The organism is Sphingobacterium sp. E70 (assembly GCF_019285695.1).
GTDB lineage: Bacteria > Bacteroidota > Bacteroidia > Sphingobacteriales > Sphingobacteriaceae > Sphingobacterium > Sphingobacterium detergens.
The window spans coordinates 134,510-153,882 of the sequence record NZ_CP079104.1 but is presented as its reverse complement, the minus strand read 5'-3'; the positions used below and the strand labels follow the sequence as shown (position 1 = coordinate 153,882).

Annotated in this window: 26 protein-coding genes and 2 pseudogenes; all 28 read left to right on the top strand. The window is 39.9% G+C overall.

The window, feature by feature from the left end:
* Nucleotides 1-63: 63 nt before the first annotated feature.
* A pseudogene (locus KUH03_RS47900) lies at nt 64-237 on the top strand (hypothetical protein); the annotation flags it as partial.
* 47 nt (nt 238-284) lie between these two features.
* A complete protein-coding gene (locus KUH03_RS01130) occupies nt 285-911 on the top strand; it encodes a mechanosensitive ion channel family protein (protein WP_257091180.1) in 627 nt (208 codons plus the stop codon).
* A gap of 228 nt (nt 912-1,139) precedes the next feature.
* A pseudogene (locus tag KUH03_RS47895) lies at nt 1,140-2,976 on the top strand (BCCT family transporter).
* 316 nt (nt 2,977-3,292) lie between these two features.
* Nucleotides 3,293-3,601: a TlpA disulfide reductase family protein gene (locus tag KUH03_RS01110; protein ID WP_257091176.1), complete on the top strand. Its 309-nt coding sequence runs from the start codon at nt 3,293-3,295 to the stop codon at nt 3,599-3,601.
* A 279-nt stretch (nt 3,602-3,880) separates the two neighbouring features.
* Nucleotides 3,881-4,315, top strand: coding sequence for a hypothetical protein (locus tag KUH03_RS01105; RefSeq protein WP_257091175.1), 435 nt, complete (start codon nt 3,881-3,883; stop codon nt 4,313-4,315).
* Complete coding sequence (locus tag KUH03_RS01100) at nt 4,297-4,623, top strand: DUF4476 domain-containing protein (protein ID WP_257091174.1); 327 nt, start codon at nt 4,297-4,299, stop codon at nt 4,621-4,623. Before KUH03_RS01105 ends, KUH03_RS01100 begins: the two co-directional genes overlap by 19 nt.
* Before the next feature lie 276 nt (nt 4,624-4,899).
* On the top strand, nt 4,900-5,862 hold the full coding sequence (locus KUH03_RS01095; RefSeq protein WP_257091173.1) for a type VI secretion system amidase effector protein Tae4: 963 nt from the start codon (nt 4,900-4,902) through the stop codon (nt 5,860-5,862).
* 117 nt (nt 5,863-5,979) lie between these two features.
* On the top strand, nt 5,980-6,693 hold the full coding sequence (locus tag KUH03_RS01090) for a hypothetical protein (protein ID WP_257091172.1): 714 nt from the start codon (nt 5,980-5,982) through the stop codon (nt 6,691-6,693).
* Nucleotides 6,694-6,936: 243 nt separating this feature from the next.
* Nucleotides 6,937-7,332: a type VI secretion system tube protein TssD gene (tssD, locus tag KUH03_RS01085; RefSeq protein WP_120257239.1), complete on the top strand. Its 396-nt coding sequence runs from the start codon at nt 6,937-6,939 to the stop codon at nt 7,330-7,332.
* A gap of 61 nt (nt 7,333-7,393) precedes the next feature.
* Complete coding sequence (gene tssD / locus KUH03_RS01080) at nt 7,394-7,525, top strand: type VI secretion system tube protein TssD (RefSeq protein WP_257091171.1); 132 nt, start codon at nt 7,394-7,396, stop codon at nt 7,523-7,525.
* Nucleotides 7,516-7,788 carry a type VI secretion system tube protein TssD gene (gene tssD / locus KUH03_RS01075; protein ID WP_257097974.1) on the top strand — a complete coding sequence of 91 codons (273 nt, stop codon included), beginning with the start codon at nt 7,516-7,518 and terminating at the stop codon, nt 7,786-7,788. The genes tssD (KUH03_RS01080) and tssD (KUH03_RS01075) overlap by 10 nt, the downstream gene beginning before the upstream one ends.
* An 86-nt stretch (nt 7,789-7,874) precedes the next feature.
* Entirely contained in the window at nt 7,875-9,746 is a 1,872-nt protein-coding gene (locus KUH03_RS01070) for a type VI secretion system Vgr family protein (RefSeq protein WP_257091170.1), read from the top strand.
* Between the two features lie 134 nt (nt 9,747-9,880).
* Nucleotides 9,881-10,741, top strand: coding sequence for a DUF2931 family protein (locus KUH03_RS01065; protein ID WP_257091169.1), 861 nt, complete (start codon nt 9,881-9,883; stop codon nt 10,739-10,741).
* Nucleotides 10,742-10,856: 115 nt separating this feature from the next.
* Nucleotides 10,857-11,279 carry a hypothetical protein gene (locus KUH03_RS01060; protein ID WP_257091168.1) on the top strand — a complete coding sequence of 141 codons (423 nt, stop codon included), beginning with the start codon at nt 10,857-10,859 and terminating at the stop codon, nt 11,277-11,279.
* Nucleotides 11,257-11,655: a DUF2235 domain-containing protein gene (locus KUH03_RS01055; protein ID WP_257091167.1), complete on the top strand. Its 399-nt coding sequence runs from the start codon at nt 11,257-11,259 to the stop codon at nt 11,653-11,655. The genes KUH03_RS01060 and KUH03_RS01055 overlap by 23 nt, the downstream gene beginning before the upstream one ends.
* Before the next feature lie 78 nt (nt 11,656-11,733).
* The gene (locus tag KUH03_RS01050) at nt 11,734-12,198 is read left to right on the top strand and encodes a hypothetical protein (protein ID WP_257091166.1); all 465 of its coding nucleotides are present in this window, start codon (nt 11,734-11,736) and stop codon (nt 12,196-12,198) included.
* A 21-nt stretch (nt 12,199-12,219) separates the two neighbouring features.
* On the top strand, nt 12,220-12,396 hold the full coding sequence (locus KUH03_RS01045) for a hypothetical protein (protein WP_257091165.1): 177 nt from the start codon (nt 12,220-12,222) through the stop codon (nt 12,394-12,396).
* 5 nt (nt 12,397-12,401) lie between these two features.
* The gene (locus KUH03_RS01040; protein WP_257091164.1) at nt 12,402-13,349 is read left to right on the top strand and encodes a hypothetical protein; all 948 of its coding nucleotides are present in this window, start codon (nt 12,402-12,404) and stop codon (nt 13,347-13,349) included.
* Between the two features lie 54 nt (nt 13,350-13,403).
* A complete protein-coding gene (locus KUH03_RS01035; protein ID WP_257091163.1) occupies nt 13,404-13,877 on the top strand; it encodes a DUF4280 domain-containing protein in 474 nt (157 codons plus the stop codon).
* 130 nt (nt 13,878-14,007) lie between these two features.
* A complete protein-coding gene (locus KUH03_RS01030) occupies nt 14,008-14,343 on the top strand; it encodes a hypothetical protein (protein WP_257091162.1) in 336 nt (111 codons plus the stop codon).
* Nucleotides 14,316-14,849 carry a hypothetical protein gene (locus KUH03_RS01025; protein WP_257091161.1) on the top strand — a complete coding sequence of 178 codons (534 nt, stop codon included), beginning with the start codon at nt 14,316-14,318 and terminating at the stop codon, nt 14,847-14,849. The genes KUH03_RS01030 and KUH03_RS01025 overlap by 28 nt, the downstream gene beginning before the upstream one ends.
* Nucleotides 14,825-15,442, top strand: coding sequence for an OmpA family protein (locus KUH03_RS01020; protein WP_257091160.1), 618 nt, complete (start codon nt 14,825-14,827; stop codon nt 15,440-15,442). The genes KUH03_RS01025 and KUH03_RS01020 overlap by 25 nt, the downstream gene beginning before the upstream one ends.
* Nucleotides 15,443-15,512: 70 nt before the next feature.
* Entirely contained in the window at nt 15,513-15,884 is a 372-nt protein-coding gene (locus KUH03_RS01015) for a hypothetical protein (protein WP_257091159.1), read from the top strand.
* Nucleotides 15,885-15,969: 85 nt separating this feature from the next.
* Complete coding sequence (locus KUH03_RS01010) at nt 15,970-16,530, top strand: hypothetical protein (RefSeq protein ID WP_257091158.1); 561 nt, start codon at nt 15,970-15,972, stop codon at nt 16,528-16,530.
* Complete coding sequence (locus KUH03_RS01005) at nt 16,527-16,655, top strand: hypothetical protein (protein WP_257091157.1); 129 nt, start codon at nt 16,527-16,529, stop codon at nt 16,653-16,655. The genes KUH03_RS01010 and KUH03_RS01005 overlap by 4 nt, the downstream gene beginning before the upstream one ends.
* A gap of 79 nt (nt 16,656-16,734) precedes the next feature.
* On the top strand, nt 16,735-17,262 hold the full coding sequence (locus KUH03_RS01000) for a hypothetical protein (protein WP_257091156.1): 528 nt from the start codon (nt 16,735-16,737) through the stop codon (nt 17,260-17,262).
* Between the two features lie 5 nt (nt 17,263-17,267).
* Nucleotides 17,268-18,032 (top strand): hypothetical protein, encoded by a 765-nt coding sequence (locus tag KUH03_RS00995; protein WP_257091155.1) that lies wholly within the window; start codon nt 17,268-17,270, stop codon nt 18,030-18,032.
* Between the two features lie 1,123 nt (nt 18,033-19,155).
* Nucleotides 19,156-19,371: a hypothetical protein gene (locus KUH03_RS00990; protein ID WP_257091154.1), complete on the top strand. Its 216-nt coding sequence runs from the start codon at nt 19,156-19,158 to the stop codon at nt 19,369-19,371.
* Nucleotides 19,372-19,373 lie beyond the last annotated feature (2 nt).

Sequence of the window (19,373 nt, the reverse complement as noted above, 5' to 3'; positions counted from 1 at the left end):
AGAATAATTAATCTTTGATTATATTGAGCCCCTTACTTTACATTTTTAATAACTTTTAGTGCTATGAACAATTTAGAATTGAACGATGTCCAGCAACATTGGGATAACTTTATTTCCTCAGCGATTGCTTGGGCTCCTCGTGTTATTACTGCCGTAATTTCCGCTTTACTCATTTATTTGATAGGTTCGTGGATCATCCGTTTGATCAAGCGGATGATTGATAAAGGCTTTGAAAAGCGCCAGATGGATATTTCTCTGCGACGATTTTTAAGCAATCTGATCAGTTGGATCTTAAATATATTATTATTTATCGTTGTAGTCACCCAGTTAGGGTACAAACTTCAGCTTTTGTCGCGATTATCGGTGCTGCCGGATTGGCCATCGGTCTGGCGCTACAGGGATCATTGTCCAATTTTGCTGGTGGGATTCTTATTTTGTTGCTAAAGCCTTTTCGTGTAGGTGATTATATTTCATCGAGTGCGAATGTATCTGGAACCGTTAATGAAATAGATATTTTCAATACCAAATTGACCACGCCGCAAAATCAACAAGTGGTTGTTCCAAATGGAGTTTTATCAAACAGTAGCATTACCAATTTTACCCAGCTCGGTACGAGGCGTACTTGGTTTGATATCGGCGTTGCCTATAATTCTGACCTAAAACAAGCCAAGGAAATTTTACTTGATGTTGCCCAGAAAAATGAATTCGCTTTTAAGGAGCCCGCTCCACAGGTGGTGGTGACTGAGCTTGGTGACAGCGCGATCAATCTCTCCGTGAGGGTCTCTACTTCAAACGCAAACTTTTGGACCATGCAGGAACAACTGATTATCGATAGTAAGGAGGCCTTGGATAAGGCCGGAATTGAAATCCCCTTTCCGCAACGCGATATTCACATCAGAAGCAACGCATAATCGTTAAAAATCACAAGCGGAGATTATGATTTAATCTCCGTTTATTTCTATTATATAAATAAATTTTAGTGTTCTTATCCAAATCGACTTTTAAAAAGGAATTGTTATCCCCAGTCTGATCTTTATTATTGGGATCTGTCTGTTATCGGTATTTCTCCCAACATTGACAGTACATATCTTAGATACTGTCAAGGAATTTATCTTTATTAACCTCAACTGGGTCTACGTATGGGGGTGACCTTGTTTGTGATCTTTCTGGTCTACCTGATGTTCAGTAAGTTTGGAAATATCAAACTGGGTAGCAATGATAGTAAACCTGAATATTCTTTCTTTTCCTGGATCTCCATGTTGTTTGCCGCTGGGATGGGTATTGGATTGATGTATTTTAGTGTGGCTGAGCCCATGCAACATTATTCGACTGAAGTATTTGCTACAAATCATTATATCAATCGTGCAAAGAATGCGCAGCTCTATACCTTCTTCCACTGGGGTATCCATGCTTGGGCCATCTACGGGGTGGTGGGATTGGCGCTATCTTATTTTGCCTACCGCTACAGGCTCCCGCTTTCCTTACGCAGTTGTTTTTATCCGCTATTGAAAAACAGAATCAATGGAAAATGGGGAATGCCATTGATGTATTTGCACTGTGTAGTACATTCTTTGGTATTACGACAACCTTGGGCTTTGGTGTAGTTCAGGTCAATGCAGGTCTTCAGACACTGGGTGTTGTCCCTGAAAGTAGTTTTACTTATCAGATCATTATTGTCGGCGTTTTGACCTTGCTTTCCATTATATCGGCAACCTCAGGGGTGGATAAGGGCGTGAAGCTATTGAGTAAGATCAATATCATTACGGTGGTCGTGCTGTTATTGTTTGTCCTCCTGCTCGGCCCAACGGTTTATCTGATCAGTAGTTTTACGGAGGGAATCGGCAACTATATCAATAATTTTTTTAGCCTGACATTTGATACCCACGTCTATGATGAAGCTACTTTACCTTGGTTCTACAGCTGGACAATTCTGTACTGGGCCTGGTGGATCTCCTGGTCTCCTTACGTGGGACTGTTTATTGCAAAAATTTCAAAAGGACGGACGATACGCGAATTTATTGCCGCCGTGCTAATTATTCCAACATTGTTCAACTTTATATGGATGTCTGTTTTTGGAAATAGCGCCATCTGGTTTGACATCAATATCGCCAAAGGAGCACTGAGTGCTTTAGCGGATAATCCGGATGCGCTGATGTTTAAATTCTTGGATTATATGCCCTTATCAGGCTTGGTCAACTACTTGGTCATCCTGATCATTATCATATTTTTGTGACATCAGCAGATTCTGGAATATTTGTGATGAACAGTATCGCCACCAAGAATGCCATGAAGTCTCCAAAATGGCAGATGGTCTTTTGGGGAGCCTTGTTGGCCATTCTAGCGTTAATGTTGTTGAATACAGGCGGATTGCAGGCCTTGCAGACCATGACGCTGATTACGGCTTTGCCATTCTCCATTATTATGCTGCTTTTCTGTGTCAGCTTGGTGAAAGCCTTGGTGATCGACAGTAGCTATTATGAACGGGATTTTTCGGTCAGCACAGTGCCTTGGTCTGGAGAGTTTTGGAAGGATCGACTAAAACAAATTGTTTCGTTCAAAAGCCGCGAATCTGTCGATCAATTTATCGAAACTACGGTAGGGGCCGCCTTCGAAGAGCTGCAGGCAGAATTTAAACAGAACGATATTGAAGCCAAGATAAAACTATTGGATAATCCCAAAAGAGTGGAAATCGAAATCCGCTACGATCTGGTCAACAACTTTATATATGGTGTCAAAAACCAAGTTAAAGTGGTTTCTGACTATGTGATGGAGGAGGAAAACCTTCCGGATCTTCAAGATAAGAAGACCTATTTTCCGAAATCTTATTTTGGCGATGCACGTGATGGGTATGACGTACAATACTTTACTAAAAACGAGTTGATCAGCGATGTACTCAAACATTATGAACGCTTTTTAGAAATTATTTCAGAAGAGAAAATGAAATGTTTATCAGCAGTAATGCAAACAAGAAAATGAGTTGAAACGATGGTGATACTTTTACCGTCGCTGGATTTTGCCTGTTGAAAAGTAAAAAGCACTTATTTATTAAAAAAACACTGACATCAGTACTTAACGATATCGACGTAGAGGATTCAACACAGGTATCGTTAAGTACTTTTTGGTTTAATAATAGGAGATATTAATCCTATATTTAGCGTAGAAAATATAGGATCAATTTTATGAATATAAAAACACAAATAAAAGCTATTGCGCTGATGTCCCTTTGTCTGTTATGTACCATTGGTCATGCACAGGAGAGCAACAATAATAAAAATTATGGGCAAAATCAATTTTGAATAAGAAGGCACCAAAGCTGGAGGTAGAGCAGTGGCTGTCTGATGCGCCGGACACAAAGGGCAAATTTGTGCTCATTGATTTCTGGGCCACATGGTGCGGACCTTGCCGCAGGGTCATTCCGGAATTGAATGAGTGGCATAAAAAGTATGGGGACAAGCTCGCGATAATTGGTGTTTCGGACGAAGCGGCTTCTGTAGTTCAAAATGCCAAGGAAATTAAAATTGACTATTACAGTGCTGTAGATACTAAAGGCAAGCTGAAAAAGAACTTGAAGTACAGGGGATACCACATTGCATTTTGCTAGATCCTGATGGTATTGTCCGTTGGGAAGGATTTCCGACCTTGGAAGACCATGAACTGACAGAAACCGTACTCACTAACGTTATAAAAAAATATAGTAAAAAGTAAGAATAACGGCTTTAAATAGTGCTGCTAGTGGGCTACACGATGCAGCGGTATGATTGATTAAATAAATTTATTAAAAAATTGTGGGGTGAATTAATCTTTATACGAGCGAAAGAGTCATAGTCTTAAATAATCTGTATTTTATGTTGAAATATACCCTCGTTTTTTTCTGGTTCAGTTGATCGGAATTAATCTACAAGCCCAATATCGTCCTTCCAATATGGGAAGAATTACAGTTGTCTCCGACAGTCAGCCCTTTATCCTTTCCTTGAATGGGGTCGCCTATAACGATCGGCCGGAATTGCAAGTGACCATAGATGGACTTTCGGATCAATTGTATGCGATTAGCACCCTAATAAGTGGAAGAGGACAGCGGGAAATGGAACGGAGACAGATTACCGTACGTAATGAAAATGGTGATTTTGTGGAGATGATCTTTAAAGTCGGAAGCCAGCGTAATACACGGAGCCGTGGCCAGCTTATTAATCTATTTGCTCAAATTCCAATAGACATGTCATTGGTAGACAATGGCAATGGCGTGGCTTATGCTTACGGTGCGCCGGGCAGACCTATCCATCTGGGGATAATCCGGATATGGGGATTCCACCAATAAATTCCATTACACCGATCAGCAGGGCAGAATTGGATCGTTTATTCAGTCTTATGAACAGGGAACCTTTTGACGATGCGAAATTCAAAATAATTAACCCGATCTTTTCTGAGACAACACTTCGCGTTGAACAGATTAGTGAAATCATGAAACGTTTTCAATGGGATGACGAAAAGCTGAAAGTCGCCAAGGCTGCCTACGGAAATTGTTCGGACAAAAGAAATTATTCCACACTGACAGGAAACTTTACTTTCCTGGGTAATAAAAACGATCTGCTTGACTTCATTGAAAAGCAGCAAAGAATGAGGTAGAACTAATTCTTAAGGTATACAGTGAGCCCAGCATATTTGTTGGGCTTTTTTATAAGCACCTCAATCCCATCAGCAGGGGCTGGACGAATTTAGGTTGATATCCAACGGATTTAAGTTGACGTCCGGCGGATTTAAAACGCTAGTTTGTTCCTAATGACCAATGACTTAATATTACATTGATTTTGATGCCTATGCTTACACTTTGGAATGTAGTTTGATAGAAATTACGTGAACCAAATGTGAGCGGCACCTTGTAAAAGATAGGTTTTTGGTAATATGGCGAATGTAAAATTTGGTAGCTATTCCCCACAAAAGGTGGAGAAAGTAGAAAATGACTTTATTCCGATTGTGTCGCACAATAGAAACTGGGGTGATCCAATTAATTGCTTCTATGTGGAAAATCCACAGAAGAGAATCACAACACTATCTTCGCATCTGGATTCGGATAAGGTGAAGCAAAATTTGGCAATTGTATTACAGGAAAATTATATGATCCTAAATTTTAAAGTTGATAAGGGCAATAAGGGCGCGAACGATAACAGGGGTAATATTACCGTGAAATCGGATAAACTGAAATTCGTTCCGCCAGGCAAAAAGCCTAGCGATGCGCAGTCTTCGATCAAGCTAAAGCAAACCTATGGTTCGAGCTTCAGTTTGTCTATTGTCGCCAATAATATCAAGGATAAGACCGAATCGTTTATTGATTTTTATGCCGATGATGATGATTTCTATTTTTATAATGTGAGCAATGTTTTCTGTGGTCGCGTCAGTCTGACATATTATGAACCTTTGTTTCCAAAAATTTATGCGAATTATCCAAAGCCATATACATCCAAGCCTTGTAACGAAGATCATTTTAATCAATGTGCTATCCGGATGAGTATAGCCTTAATGAAATCTGGAATCGCACTCGATAACGTAAAGAATCTTTCCAATCCTGGTGGTCAGACCTATTGTGGGCACAAGCATGTGCTTGGTGCATTCAACTTAATGAAACATATCGGCACCTTACACTTTTGGAAAAGACGAACAACCTATGATGGGACAAAGCAGCGTGTTTATGATATTGTACGGGATAAAACGGGCATACTCTATTTTGAGAATTTCATCGAAATTGAAAATGAACGACCACGACGTAGTCATTCATATGCGCACATTGAAGTTTGGAATGGATCTGCATTGGTCAGTGGATTCGATATACAGATGTTTGACGCAACGACCATTGTTTTTTTGAAATAGAATAAGACTAGAACGGATGATAAGATTTACTTTTTTGGTGGCATATTACTTTTTTGTTGGGCCTGCAATACAAAAGGCAACAAGGATAAAATTGGTGGAACTGATTCGCTGGCGGCATTGGAGGCCTTTATAACAAAAGACTCAATGGATTTGCTTTCGCACAAAGAGCGCAAAGACAAACAAATATGGATAAACAGGCGTCTAGAGGACTACCTATTGGGCAAGGATTCGGTATTGCCGGATCGTTCGCCTATGGCGCTGACAATAGACGAAAAGGGAGCTTTTCTGAGTTATCGCTACGAGGGTACAATATCTTATTTTCCGTTTAAATTGGGAATGAAGGATTTTAACTATCAAGATATGACCTTGACCACGGTGGCAGACTCGGTCATTGACCTCAAGATGAAAAATGGTGATGATTTTACCTTTGTCCTAAAGCGGGCCAACGAAAATGGAATGCCAGATATCAGTAAATCTTTATTGCAAACTTTGTTGCCTACAAAGAGGCTTGAGCGTATGAGCAAAGGGAGCCACACAGTGGAGAATGGGATAATATGTACTGAAAGAAGCTGGTCGGATGCCGCATATTGCATGTGCGATAGCACGCTGTTTAAATACAAACTAGGTTATGACTATCCCGTACAAACAGGCTTAGGAATGTCTAAACCAGTCTATTACGTAGGAATAAGTGACCGTCAGGGACCCGAAAAAACATATAAAATGGACAGAAGGGAAAATGAGATCCTGCTGAAAGATCTGACGTCGGGAGAGGTTATGTACATCTTGTATACCGATAAAGCGGGAACCCAAAATGTTCCTGTGCAACAATAATAAATATATGGCCGGATAGAAAAATGTATGTGTTTTGTTACATATCAATTTATTCTGCACAAAAAATAATTGACGTATGAATGCTTTTTTTTGCAGCGTAAGCGCGGTTTTTTGCAAGGCTTGGTAGGATTTAACATTTTTTTAACGATAAGTTTGTTCTTTGGAATGCAGTTTGATGTAACTTAGAACAACAGGAATCATGGAAAGATTTCACTAATTTTTTTAAACTTAAAAACACAAGTTATGGCTTTCAAAGCAAGACTCCAGTTTTCAGGTAACGAGTATGACGTACTGAATGCTGACTATTCCTTCACACGTGACGTCGATTCAAAAGGACGTCCTTCATCTTCAGTTTATGGTGGAACGATCAATGTAGAGGTAGAATCTACAGAAGACACTTCGGTGATCGAGGCAATGGTGAACAACCAATACAAGCCGATCGCTGGTACACTATTGATCAAAAAACCGGACGAAGATGCCAAAATGAAAGAGATCAGATTTGAAGATGGTTACATTATCCGCTACGAAGAGGGAATCAATATTGTAGGATCGCATGCAATGACCTACAAGTTTGTGATCTCTGCGCGATCGATCAGTATCGGCGAGGCAACGAGCGAACAAGATTGGCCTAAAGCTTAACCACAGGAGGTTTTGCACCAGGAGATTTAACAAAGATTTGTAACCATTAAAAATTACGATTATGTCATTTAAAACAAGATTATCCCTAGGCGGGAAAGAATACGATGTTATCCAATGTAAATTTTCATTACATCGTGATGTGGACTCAAAGGACGTCCTTCATCTTCAGTATATGGTGGAACAATCAAAGTAGAGGTTGAGTCTACAGAAGATACTTCGGTCATTGAAGCTATGGTGAACAACCAGTACAAAACTGTCAATGGTAAAATCACTTTCAAAAAGAGTGAAGAAGATGCAACTATGAAAGAGCTGAAATTTCAAGACGCTTATATCATCCAGTACAACGAGGGTATCTCTATCACGAACGATCGACCAATGACATTGACACTGGTGCTGTCGTCCCGAGTATTGGAAATGCAAAATGCAACATTAGAAAACGATTGGCCTAAAGCTTAGTCTTAAAGATTAGACCATGAAATTTGGAAAGACGGTCTATCAAGTTGAAGACCGTCTTTTTATAAACTCCTTTAAAAGGTAATGTTATGTATTTTGATAAACCAAAATTAATCATTGAGATGCATATTGAGGGGAAGGAGGTAACGCATTTTCTTTCTTTTAATATCCGTCAGCGATTCAATGCCCACCACGAATTTGAACTTCGTATCGAACATGGCAAATTGGGGATTCCGGGATTGATCAATCTGCAGGATAGCCGATCATATGTTGGCCGCACCTTGGCCATTTCCTTTGGATATGTGCAATCCAGCATGCAGAATTTTTCGGGTATCATCACAGATGTGTCCCTAACGCAGAGCCATGGCTACCAGGGGATATTGCTGATCAAAGGATATAGCCCCACCATCTTGATCGACCGTGGTAAGGATCTGGGATCCTACTATGGTAAGACCCTGAACGATATTGTAAAGCTTGCAACCAAAGATATCGTACAGAACGACCTGCATATGAATGTAAATCCAACGCGTTCTGAACCTATAGACTACTTGATCCAATACCGCGAAAGCGACTTTGAGTTTCTGAATAGACTTTCCGCAGAATATCTGGAATGGTTTTTCTATGATGGTGAACGTTTACACTTTGGGAAGCCGGCAGAATTGCCCGCTGGAAAAGTGACCTATGGCCGCGAAGTGAGCCGACTGGATTATGGCATCCAGATCCGTCCTGTCAATCACTGCCGTTTTAGCTATATACCGCTACATGATCAACTGCTTGAAAGCACAAGTAACATCAAAGCTGAAGGCCATCCGGATCAGGTTTTTGCGATGCAGCGGGCTTCGGAAACCTTTAGTAAAGTATTTAGCCAGCCACTGGATATCCGGGTGGATAGCCAGGGTGAGCTGCAACGTGTTGTACAACAGCAAGAAGAAGCTAATGTTGGTCAGTTGCTGCAGGTATCATGCGATAGCGACTCGCCACAGATCAGGCTCGGTGCACAAGTGGAAATCGAAACCAGCTTGCGCCAGGATCTCAACTTCGTAACGGATACTTTGGGTAAGTTTTTGATCACAAATGTCGAGCATCACTTTGATGATGTCGGCCGATATACCAACCGCTTTGATGGCATCCTAGCGACCACAGAACGTATTCCTGTACGTGACTACCTGCGCCCGCAAGCGGATATGCAGATGGCTGACGTAATTGATAACAACGATCCCAGTGGACAGGGAAGAATTCGTGTGCGCTTCAAATGGCAATGTGCAAATAACGATGAAACCGAATGGTTGCGCGTGATCACGCCAAATGCGGGCACCGGAGACCGTGGCATGAACCGTGGTTTTATGTCCATACCCGAGATCGGCGACCATGTTATTGTAGCCTTCGAAGAAGGAAGTGTAGCCCGCCCTGTTGTACTGGGGAGCTTATATAACCAAAGTACAGCAGATAGCACGCCGCAGATTCAAAATCATCTAAAAAGCATCACGACACGCACAGGACATTTAATCGAATTTGATGACAGCCAGTCCAGTCAAGGGATCAAAATCACAGATATCAAAGGGAATATTGTCCATATAGACAGCCAGGGTAGCAATGTAACCATTACTGCACTCGAAAATATGACCTTGAATTGTAAGAATATGCAGATCAATGTGACTGAAAATATGGATGTACAGGTCGGAAAAGATCAGAGTACCTCCGTGGGCAACAATCAAACTGTATCAGTCACTAAAGATATCGCTACGACAGCCGGAAATAACTATTCACTTTCGGCGACAGGAGATATCTCTGAAGACTCAGACAATCGGACCGAAATTGCCAGCAAGGATTTTAGCCGACAATCTGAAACATCGAATGAACTCGCTTCTGAAATGACCATGTTCAGCAACAAAGAGAATATGACGCTGCAGAGTGGAAAAACCATAGAAATAAATAGTGTCGAGAAATCTAAACTCTTTTAATGAATGTGGGAGATTAAAGGAACATGGAATATTGAAATAAATCCTTCGCCTAGACAGCAAGGGTCTGGCAAGAAATCGATCTGTGCAGACAAGATATTCTTGTTGTTATTCATGTTACTGAGTGTGGTTTCCAGTTGTCAAGAATCAAAGATGAACGAAAAAAACAAGTGTGGGCTGGTGCTGTTGTTGCGCCCAAGGAATATCCAGTAGAGATTTATAATGGTGCATTGAGCAGTAATGAGTACGCTTATAACTTTGGCCCGATCTACGGGATACTTAAACAGGGCTGGAGTTCGTCAGGTAAAAGTATGGGTAGACCGGATACGCCCATTGAATTTCCGGATGAACTAAAGATGACTTGGTACGCTATTCAAGAACAAAAATTCTATACGGGAAATTGGAAATTGGATAAAGAGCAAATTTCCAAGGTCTGGCAGGAGGGAAGCCTAAATGTAAAAACAGGGACTAAAGAAGAGTTTGAAACACTAATTGTTGGTTTAGCGCCTGGAGGGAATGTCGCATTGTGGGCCGAAGGGGCACGGCAAGTGCTATTGGCTACTTTTCAGGCACATGATACTACAATCAATAAAGAAACTGCAAATCCGGATTTTGAGCATTTCTTTCGTCAAGAATATAGGGATGTGGCGTATACACCGGAAAAATTATACGGCACTGAGCTTTACGCGCAATTGCAGGGCAAAGGGTGGCCGGATCCTAAGCTATACCTCGATTATAACAAAAAGTATGCGTGGAAATTTGCAGTGGAAGGTATTGGCATAGGTCCCAAAGATTATTTTTATTACAAATGCTTTAATGGTGAAAGAGATCAGTTGCTCAATACAAGTGATGGCAATACGGATCTGCCGAAAGCGATCCCTGAACATATATCTGTCAAATGGCAGGATAGCAAACAGCAGCATTGGGTTGCAGATACAAGATTTAAATATGATGTGATAAAAAAGCTTTTGAACAATTTGATCCTGCAGAAAAAATAGATCTTCTGATTCAGGTGGATATTGCTTCAAATGTATTGAATACTTATCTGAAGTCATCCTCAAAGCAGGTTAAAATTGTTGGATATGATCTGGCCTTGGTACCGGTAGATAATTAATGAATTTATGGCAAATGTTGTATTTAAAGACTATAATCCATCGCCTCGGAATACGCAAAAACGTATTCAGTAACGATAAATATATTTTTGATGGCACCAAAAACAATAAGAGTAATTCGGATGCCCGAGTGAACAATCACAGTTCATTTGAAAAATACGGTAAATCGGACGATGAGTCCAGTTACCAGAATGACTGGTCCAATGTTGCCCGATTATGGGAGAACTGTACCAATCCGAATCTCTTGTATATTGAGGGGATAGGTACTACAGACCTTAAGGGTGACTCGACAATGGGCTACGCTTTTGGGTCGGGCTGGACAGGTATTCGGTTTAAAGTGCGTAAGGGTTGTGAACAGGCGGCCGCTATTATCAAAAAGAAATGGATGCCAATCAGGGAAAGTGTTGCGGGAAATTATATTTAATGTATATGGCTTCAGTCGCGGTGCCGCTGCTGCGCGGAATTTTGTCTATGAAATTGGGAAGGCTGCTTATAAAGGGCGAAAAACTGAAACCGAAGAGGTGACAACCTATTCCGATAGCGACAATATGCCCGGTCGGGAAGAAATGCCCGCAGGTGGACACTTAGGTTACGCGCTCAAAGTCAAAGGGGTAACCTTAAATCCGGCTTTTGTGAAAGTGAATTTTCTGGGCATTTTTGATACTGTAGCTTCTTATTCACCGACTCCTGTACCCCGATTTTCAAACGATATCGGCGAATTGAACCTCAATACGCTGGGCAAAGCACAGCATGTCGTCCATTTTACAGCTAGGGACGAGATGCGGGAAAATTTTCGCTGACTCGATCGCCAAAGGGGCTCGAAAGAGATTTGCCAGGGTGCACTCCGATATCGGGGGAGCTACCTGACCGGTCGCGAGGTGAAGGAAGAAATCGAAACGGCGAAGCTCTCTTATGGAAAGTTAGAAACTCTTCGGGACCGTTTGATTGCAGATGGATGGTACAAGCCTGGGGAGTTGACAATCACTGGTGGTTGGTATTGGGCGTTGCGTGGAGAGAAACAATTGGTATACAAGGAGTATAGCTTTATTCCATTGCATTTTATGGGATATTTTAGTAAAGATCATAATGCACAAATAGACCAAGAAAAAATGAAAGGCAAGTATAGCATACAAGGGCATCCTACCTTGGTCAGTGTGGAAGCAAAGCTGAAAGCCTATGTTTTTGATGGTGCTCCTTATCCCTATGCTGGCAGGGAACTGAATGCAGCGAATTTAAATGAGTTAAAAACACTGCGTTACAGCTATTTCCATCGTTCGGCGCGAAGGGAAGGTGTTGGAATGGATCCAAACAACGATTGGAAGAGAGTGGAACTGGAGGAATAATTTGATTAAAATAAATAGGCTATGGCAATATTAAAACAAGCAGCTAATATCAAGATACGTGTTCAGTCTGATTATAATTTAGAGGTGGCTGGTAAGGTGCAAAAGCTTGCTGACAAGCTGAATGTAGAAGCTAGAGAAGGCAATCTGGTATTGGCTTGTAATAAAGTCATACATGGAAGAGGAAATAAGGAGGTGTAACCATTATGTTCAACAAAAGCAAAAGTATTTTCTTTCAAGAAGGGGAGCTGGATCCCGTAGGTGCGGTAGTTGAAGAAAACAAATTGCTGCTCGAGAGTGTGTTGTCGTCGTTCAATTGGAGGGTTGGTCAAAAAATGGATTACGGTATGCTGTTGAATTTTGGACCTGAATCCAAGCAGACAGAATTAAAATATACCTGCAGTTTGACTAGACTTTCCAACGATGCTGAAGGCAATTTTGTGTTTGAGCTGAATAGGACAAGTGCAGTATATATTGACGAAATACTACCCGATCTGATAGCAGATAAATTGGCTTTTGAAGTAGGTAAGGTTTTCTATCCCTTGCATTTGATGGTTGATCCATCCGGTGAATTACGCGGTATTGCCAATACAAACCAGATACAGAGTCGTTGGCCTGGCGTGAAAGATGCACTCAGAAGTTACTTCCAAGGAGATTTCTTTGAAGACTATCTTCAAAAGATGGAAAAACTGATGCTTCATGAGCATAATATATTTTCGGCGATCAACAGGACAGATTGGTTTATACGTGTGTTTTTTCAACCTTTCTATAAGTTGTATCCTGCTCAAAATATTGCTAGAAGGCAATTTTTTCCAAACCTTCCAACATTGTCGATGCAGTATCAACTCATAGAAAACATGATGCCAGAATTGAATCATTTCGGGGCAATAGAATTAATACAACAGGGGCTGTTGGAACAAGATGCTGATTACGGAATAATCTGTTCTGGTCGTAGCGAAGCACATTATATTTTTCATCCACAAACGCGGATTTTATTGGCTGCCAATGGCTATTGGGAGTCCAAGGTCGAAGGTAACCAGGTGCTAGTGGGGCTGAGGATGTTCTATCTGCCGGAAGAGGATGGCGATTTTGTGTTTGATTATAATAAAAAAATAATACAACTGCACAGGCCGATCTTGGTACGGGAAGCCTGAATAAACAAAAAGATGAAAAGAGTACCTGGGCGAAATTATTTAACCTTTAAAAAGATGGCAGAAAAACATGTAGTTGTTCAAGGGGCACAATGTATGTGCAACTTCGGTACAGCGCCTGATAAACTGAAGGTGCTAACGAATGATAAGGACTTTGCAAATGATAGCCAAGGAAGTAAGAAACCGATTGCTACAACAAAAGATATTGGAACTACATTCGAAAAAAATATGTTTGGATCCTGTTCCAAAATGAATAACAAACCTTGTAATGCTGTTGTACAGAGTTGGTCGGGGTTCTATCCGGATACTATTTTATCCAATGGTGGAAAAGTACTATTGGAGGATAGCAAAGCGAGCTGTCCAATAGGAGGGGCTGACTGTATCCGTGTGATTCAACATGGTCAGCAAGCGGAACCGTCTCAAAAAAATATAGACAACAGCTCGAAAGAAGTACAGGGACAATTGAATCCTATGGCAAATATGATAACTGATCAAGGATCTTTTGAAGGTATTGAAGTCGCAACACGATAAATTATGGCTAAAGGTGTTAGAAAAATAAAATGGACTGGGGAGGGGCCAGTTTACAACGGGACAAAAGGATCTGTTCCAAATTCTTTACTTGTAATAGCTCCCGGAGAATACGTATGGTTTCAGGTGGGGATTGGCATCCGGGTACTACCGAAACGGAAAAAAGAAGGATCTGAAATGGGCTGTACAAAATAAAGAAGGAAGAATAGAATACCAAAAGACGCTAGGATGGAACTACAAATATGGGTTTCGTCTTTCCAGAAAATTATGTGGCCCTTATACCTTTTATGTGGAGGCTTCTTGGAGTGGCAACTTTGATGGTAAAGCAGGCTTAAGTCTCCGTGGAGAAGCTCCAGCGCGAATTGTTGATAGCCGATGGACGAGAAATGAAGGAGGGGAAGACGTGCGGAAAACATATCAATTTTCGTATGGTGAATTGATTTGGCTCCGTCTTTTACCGAAGGGCTAAACGGGTATAATAATGTGGAAGTACGTGTCTTTAGACGATTGAGATCTGCATTTGGCCTGCTTCCGAAAGATGATGAAGTAACCCGGAAAATCTATTTATGCCAGGTTATCAATGGGGAGATTAATTTGCGTATCCCAAATACTTATTCTTGGGGTAAGAGTATACCCGATCGGGCATCTGTGGAGGAATTTTACGTTAGGGTAGTACATCCCGTCACCAAGAAATATATCGCAGATACGATGCCGAAGCCCAGTACAGCTCATGCTCGGTTTTTAAGAATCAAGGATAATGAGGTTTCCCAAGTAATAGAAACCCCTCAAAATAGGGTGCCTGTAACGATTTATGAACCGGATAAGAATGCGGCCAGATTTGAGCCCTGCAGATTTGAGCAAATTAAAATTACCGAAGTAGGAAAACGCCTGTTATCGTATTTGATCACGGCGGCGGTGTCAAAAATAAATCAAACCCTAGGGAACCTGTGTTGGAATCGATATTCTTTGAAATAGGAAAAACAGAATTAACCCCGGATAGTCGCAAGAAGATGGATACCATTTTACAATTTATTTTGGAACATAATGGTTCTTCTATCCGATTGGATGGTTACGCTTGTGTGATTGGTAAGCAGATTGACAACCAGGTGCTCTCGGAAAATAGGTCAAAGACGGTTAAGGAATTCTTTATTAAAGGAAAATTGGCGGGAGGCCGGATCACAACGGTGGGCCATGGCGAACTAAATCCTACCGACGATAAAAAAGGAAGGGACAATCTAAAATATAAGGATGAAAAAGATTATATCAATAATCGTAGGGTTGATATTTCATTTGAATATTACGGACATAATGCTGATACAATTGTTTATGATACAATTTTGGGTAGTAAACCCACAACCATAACCGTTGATCCTGTCAATTTTGATACAAAGGCATGTTTTAGTAAAACCAAACACAAAAAGAAATTAAGTTTTCGAACACCAATATCAAAAATGGACTTGGGGCAGTATTCCAGCTATCTCTCGTCTATCAGATACGAATCTCGTACCACTGAATTATATCTGGCCGAGGTACTGTCTGACCAATATACGGTCTTTCAGTTCGGCTAACGATTATATAGTTCATTTTCATTCCTGCAGGTACTTTTCTGTTGAGAATAATCCACCTCTAAAAATCAGGGTGTTCCCAGATATCAAATGGAAACTAAATTTCTTTCTTAATTTAACAAATGACTTAAGTGTTAAGTGGCAGAATGTTACACCAGAGCAACATAGAGAATACCAGAGCAAAGCTGGTAAAATTGGCGCGGAGAATAGGTGGAAGCAAAAAGATGCTTCATTTGGTTTTGGCTTGTTGGCTCAATGGAACAAGTCTGGTGAAAATTATGGCTCAAAACTAGAACTCAAAACTTCATATGAAGGAAAGTTCAAGAAACTTTATGATATCTTCTCCTCGATGGGAGATTTAGCAAAAGCATTACTGCTGAAACAAAGGGGCCGTCAAAACGAGTATTCCAGGTGTTCCAGTGATGATAGCGGTCAAACCACCTAATTTGAGCTTGGAAGGGGAATGGTTTCTTAAAAAAGTGAAGAATAGTGCAAATGTTGACGAGATCGGAACGGAGGTTTCAATTAAGTTGGCTGCTAATCCACTAATAGCCTTGGAAATCACAATAGACCTGCTAGGAGCAATTGTTTGGGGAGTTTCGGGAGCAATCTCGAGGGGCGCAGCGGCACCAGGTGTGTTAAAATTGTATCAAAAAATCAAAGACCAGTTGATGACTGGCGCGAATGTTGGGACAGACGATTTGGGGTTTAAAGCGAGTGTAGATATATATATGGACTTGGTTATAACGAACGAAATATTAGTTGATAGTACTTTTGCTTTTAATACGGTAGGAAAGCCTTCTGACTCTAAAATTGATATATCCGCAAAAGGCAGATTGAAAGTAGAACTGAAGGTAGGTATTAAAGTCAAAGGTGAACTTTCTCTAGTTGTGGTTAAAGTGCAAGGATATTTCGAAGCATCTGCATCCGCAGAAGGATCTATAACGTTTGGACATAAATTAAATTATGATGCTAAAGGCTTATACTATCGCCCTATTCTAGGATTTGATGGTTTGAATGCCAAATATATTGTAGCTGTATCGCTCTCTTTGGCAAAGAAAATTAAAAAGATCAAACGAAAATGGAAATGACTGAGGAAAAGAAAGTCGTGCTCGCAGAGGGTAATTATGATAACGTTATTCCAAAATTTGATATAATAGAAAAAATTGAAAAGACCTTCAATGTTGACGCAAATATTCCGTTAATTACAAACTAAAAAAACTATGAAAATATATTTATTGATGTTACTATGTCTAATTGGAGTTACTTCCTGTAATTCTCAAAATAGGAATGATTTGCTGGCAATTCATTTTAATCAATCCGTTTCCACCTTGATTAGTGCGCAAAAATTGGAAGAATTCCAAGATCCGAATTATGGAATCTATACGTTTAAAACAGATAAGTTGGAAGGATTCAAAATCGGAGATATAGATTTGTCGACCTACAAGTATCCGAATGGCCCAGTAGCAGATTTTAATAGAATACAAGTATATGTGGACGACCGAACTTCTCAGCAATATTTAGGTTTCCGGTATACTACGGTAAAACAGGATGAAATAAAGGAATTAGTTAATTATCTGAAGAAAAAATATCCAAAATTTGAACAAAGAAAAGATTCAACCGGTGAGGTTTACTTTTGGGATATAGAATCTTTAAATGCCTGGCTTTTCTATTATCCAAGTGTTTCTGTGGATAGCAATGGCAAAGATTTCCTAAATTCTAATTTCCTCTATGTAAAGAAAGGAACTCGTGTAGAGAATAGTCAGGATACGAGTTACAATACCATTTTGGACAATTTTAATATGATGTATCCTAAAAATTAAAACTCATGCAAAAGCCATATTACAATTTGGATTTTGGAGCGACGATGTGTAAACTTCAAATTAAAGTGAATGATCTTGAGGTCTTTATGTTAAATATTGATGGCCAAGTGGCTTCTGAAATACCTTTGAATGGTGGAATATTCGGTAGTGGTGAACAACATATTGAAATTAGGGCCTTGCCTCTGGAGGGTGAAAAACTGCTCAATCCGCAAGCAAATTTTCATTACCAAGTAAAAGCTGTTGACGTAAATACACCAAATTGGGATTTTATAAAAAGTTTTGGAAAACATCAGATTGGACCTGAGCCAGAACCTAAACCTTTTCTTCTGAGCAAGGGTGTCTTTCATGCGGATGTTCCCTATGTTGTATCCAATTGGGGAGATCTCGGGAATGTAAATGAAGATGATCTCAAAGAGAGATTATTTAGGATATATCGCGAGATCATAGACGCTGGTAAAAAAGGTGACTATAACAAATTGTTTGCTGCTATTGAGCTCACCGAAAGGAGGAATGCTTTGACTCTTTATCTTTCTGAAGTAGAGGTGAAAAGCAGAGTAGATGCCATAAGGAAGGATATTAAGGAGGGCTTCAAGATGATGGATCTGGATAAACACAGTGTTGTTGAAGTAGCTGGCAATGGTCGATTGTGCCGCTTGGTACGGATAGATGGAAATTCGGCATTGGCATTAGAAAATAATGAAACAGCGGAGGAGCTTATTATTGAACTTTGGCTAAGCCAGGATAAAAATAACAATTTAACTGTTTTCTAGTAAAACTGACTAGGATTGTTCGAGGGGTAAGGTAAGAATTTGAACTAAATAGGCGTGGGGTTTGTGTGCTATTTATACTGCTGTCTTTGTGGTTTTTGATCGGTTGTACATCTAATAACCCAAATGAACAAGTAGATTTTTCTGTAGTTAGGTAAAGCAGCCCCAAAAAATATTAAAAATGTAGCAAGCAGCGAAGGGGATAAAAATGATCTGTTTGAATTTATAGAAAAAGAGTAAAGAATAAGGTAAAACTAATTCGCATAGTATTTCGGAAGCCCAGCATATTTGTTGGGCTTTTTATAGCAATCTTCATCCAATGTTGGGGCTGATACGAATTTAAGGAAATATCCAACGGATTTAAGATGATAACTGACGGATTTTAAACCGTTGTTTGTTTCTAACAGGCAATGCCTTAATATTACATTGGTTTTGTTGCAGTAGCTTAGGTGTTGGAATGTGTCAGGATAAGAAGCGTTAACGATAAGGTAAGTTCAACTTTACAACAAATAGATTAGTCACTTAAAAGAATTGTCGTAGTGGTAGGAGAAAAGAGTTAGCCTGCGATAGGTTATAAGGATCGGGAAGAAAATAAAAAATCACCGCTTAAATAATAATAATAAATTAATATAACTATGGAAACTTGTCTTTTTACTTGTTTTAGGATATTATACGAAAAGTGCTGTGGGGATATTTTTTAAGAAATATGATTTTGATTATTAATGTTTTACCGCTATGCTTTTTGAGCATTTTAGCTTGTGTGATCAAAAGGAAAAACAGGTATTGTAGTTCTCCGTTGCAGTATTACAATATGCTAAATCAGGTGTCTAGTATAAATAATTACCTATTTGTGGCCTGTTTTTTGCTTTTACGTTCAACGAAGTATTTTGAAGTATCATACTAACGTTAGTTCATATATTGAATAGATTAATGCTTGTGCCACTAGGTTTATTTTGATCTGTTTTAATTATCCAAATGCTGGAATATATGATTGCGATAGTTTTAGAAAAAGGAGTATTGAAATTATGAAACCAATAAACCAAAAGGAAATAAGTGCGGCTTATCGCAAGTTTATTATTTTGTTTACGATGCTTTTACTGGTATCACTATCGAGTTTTTTCTCTACTTGAAAGCTGCTGAGAAAGAGTATGTGGTCTTGAAAGAGCAGTATGAAGAGGTCGAAAATCTGATGAATTCGAGGGCGGATATCAATAGACAATTTGCACAGATCAATCAATATTTTAGAGATATTGGTCAGGGAATGCGGATATGTCAGCTATCGCCAGAAAACGGGTGCTTCAGAATGAAATTGCCAAAAGTTCGGGCCATATCAGTCGAGTAATT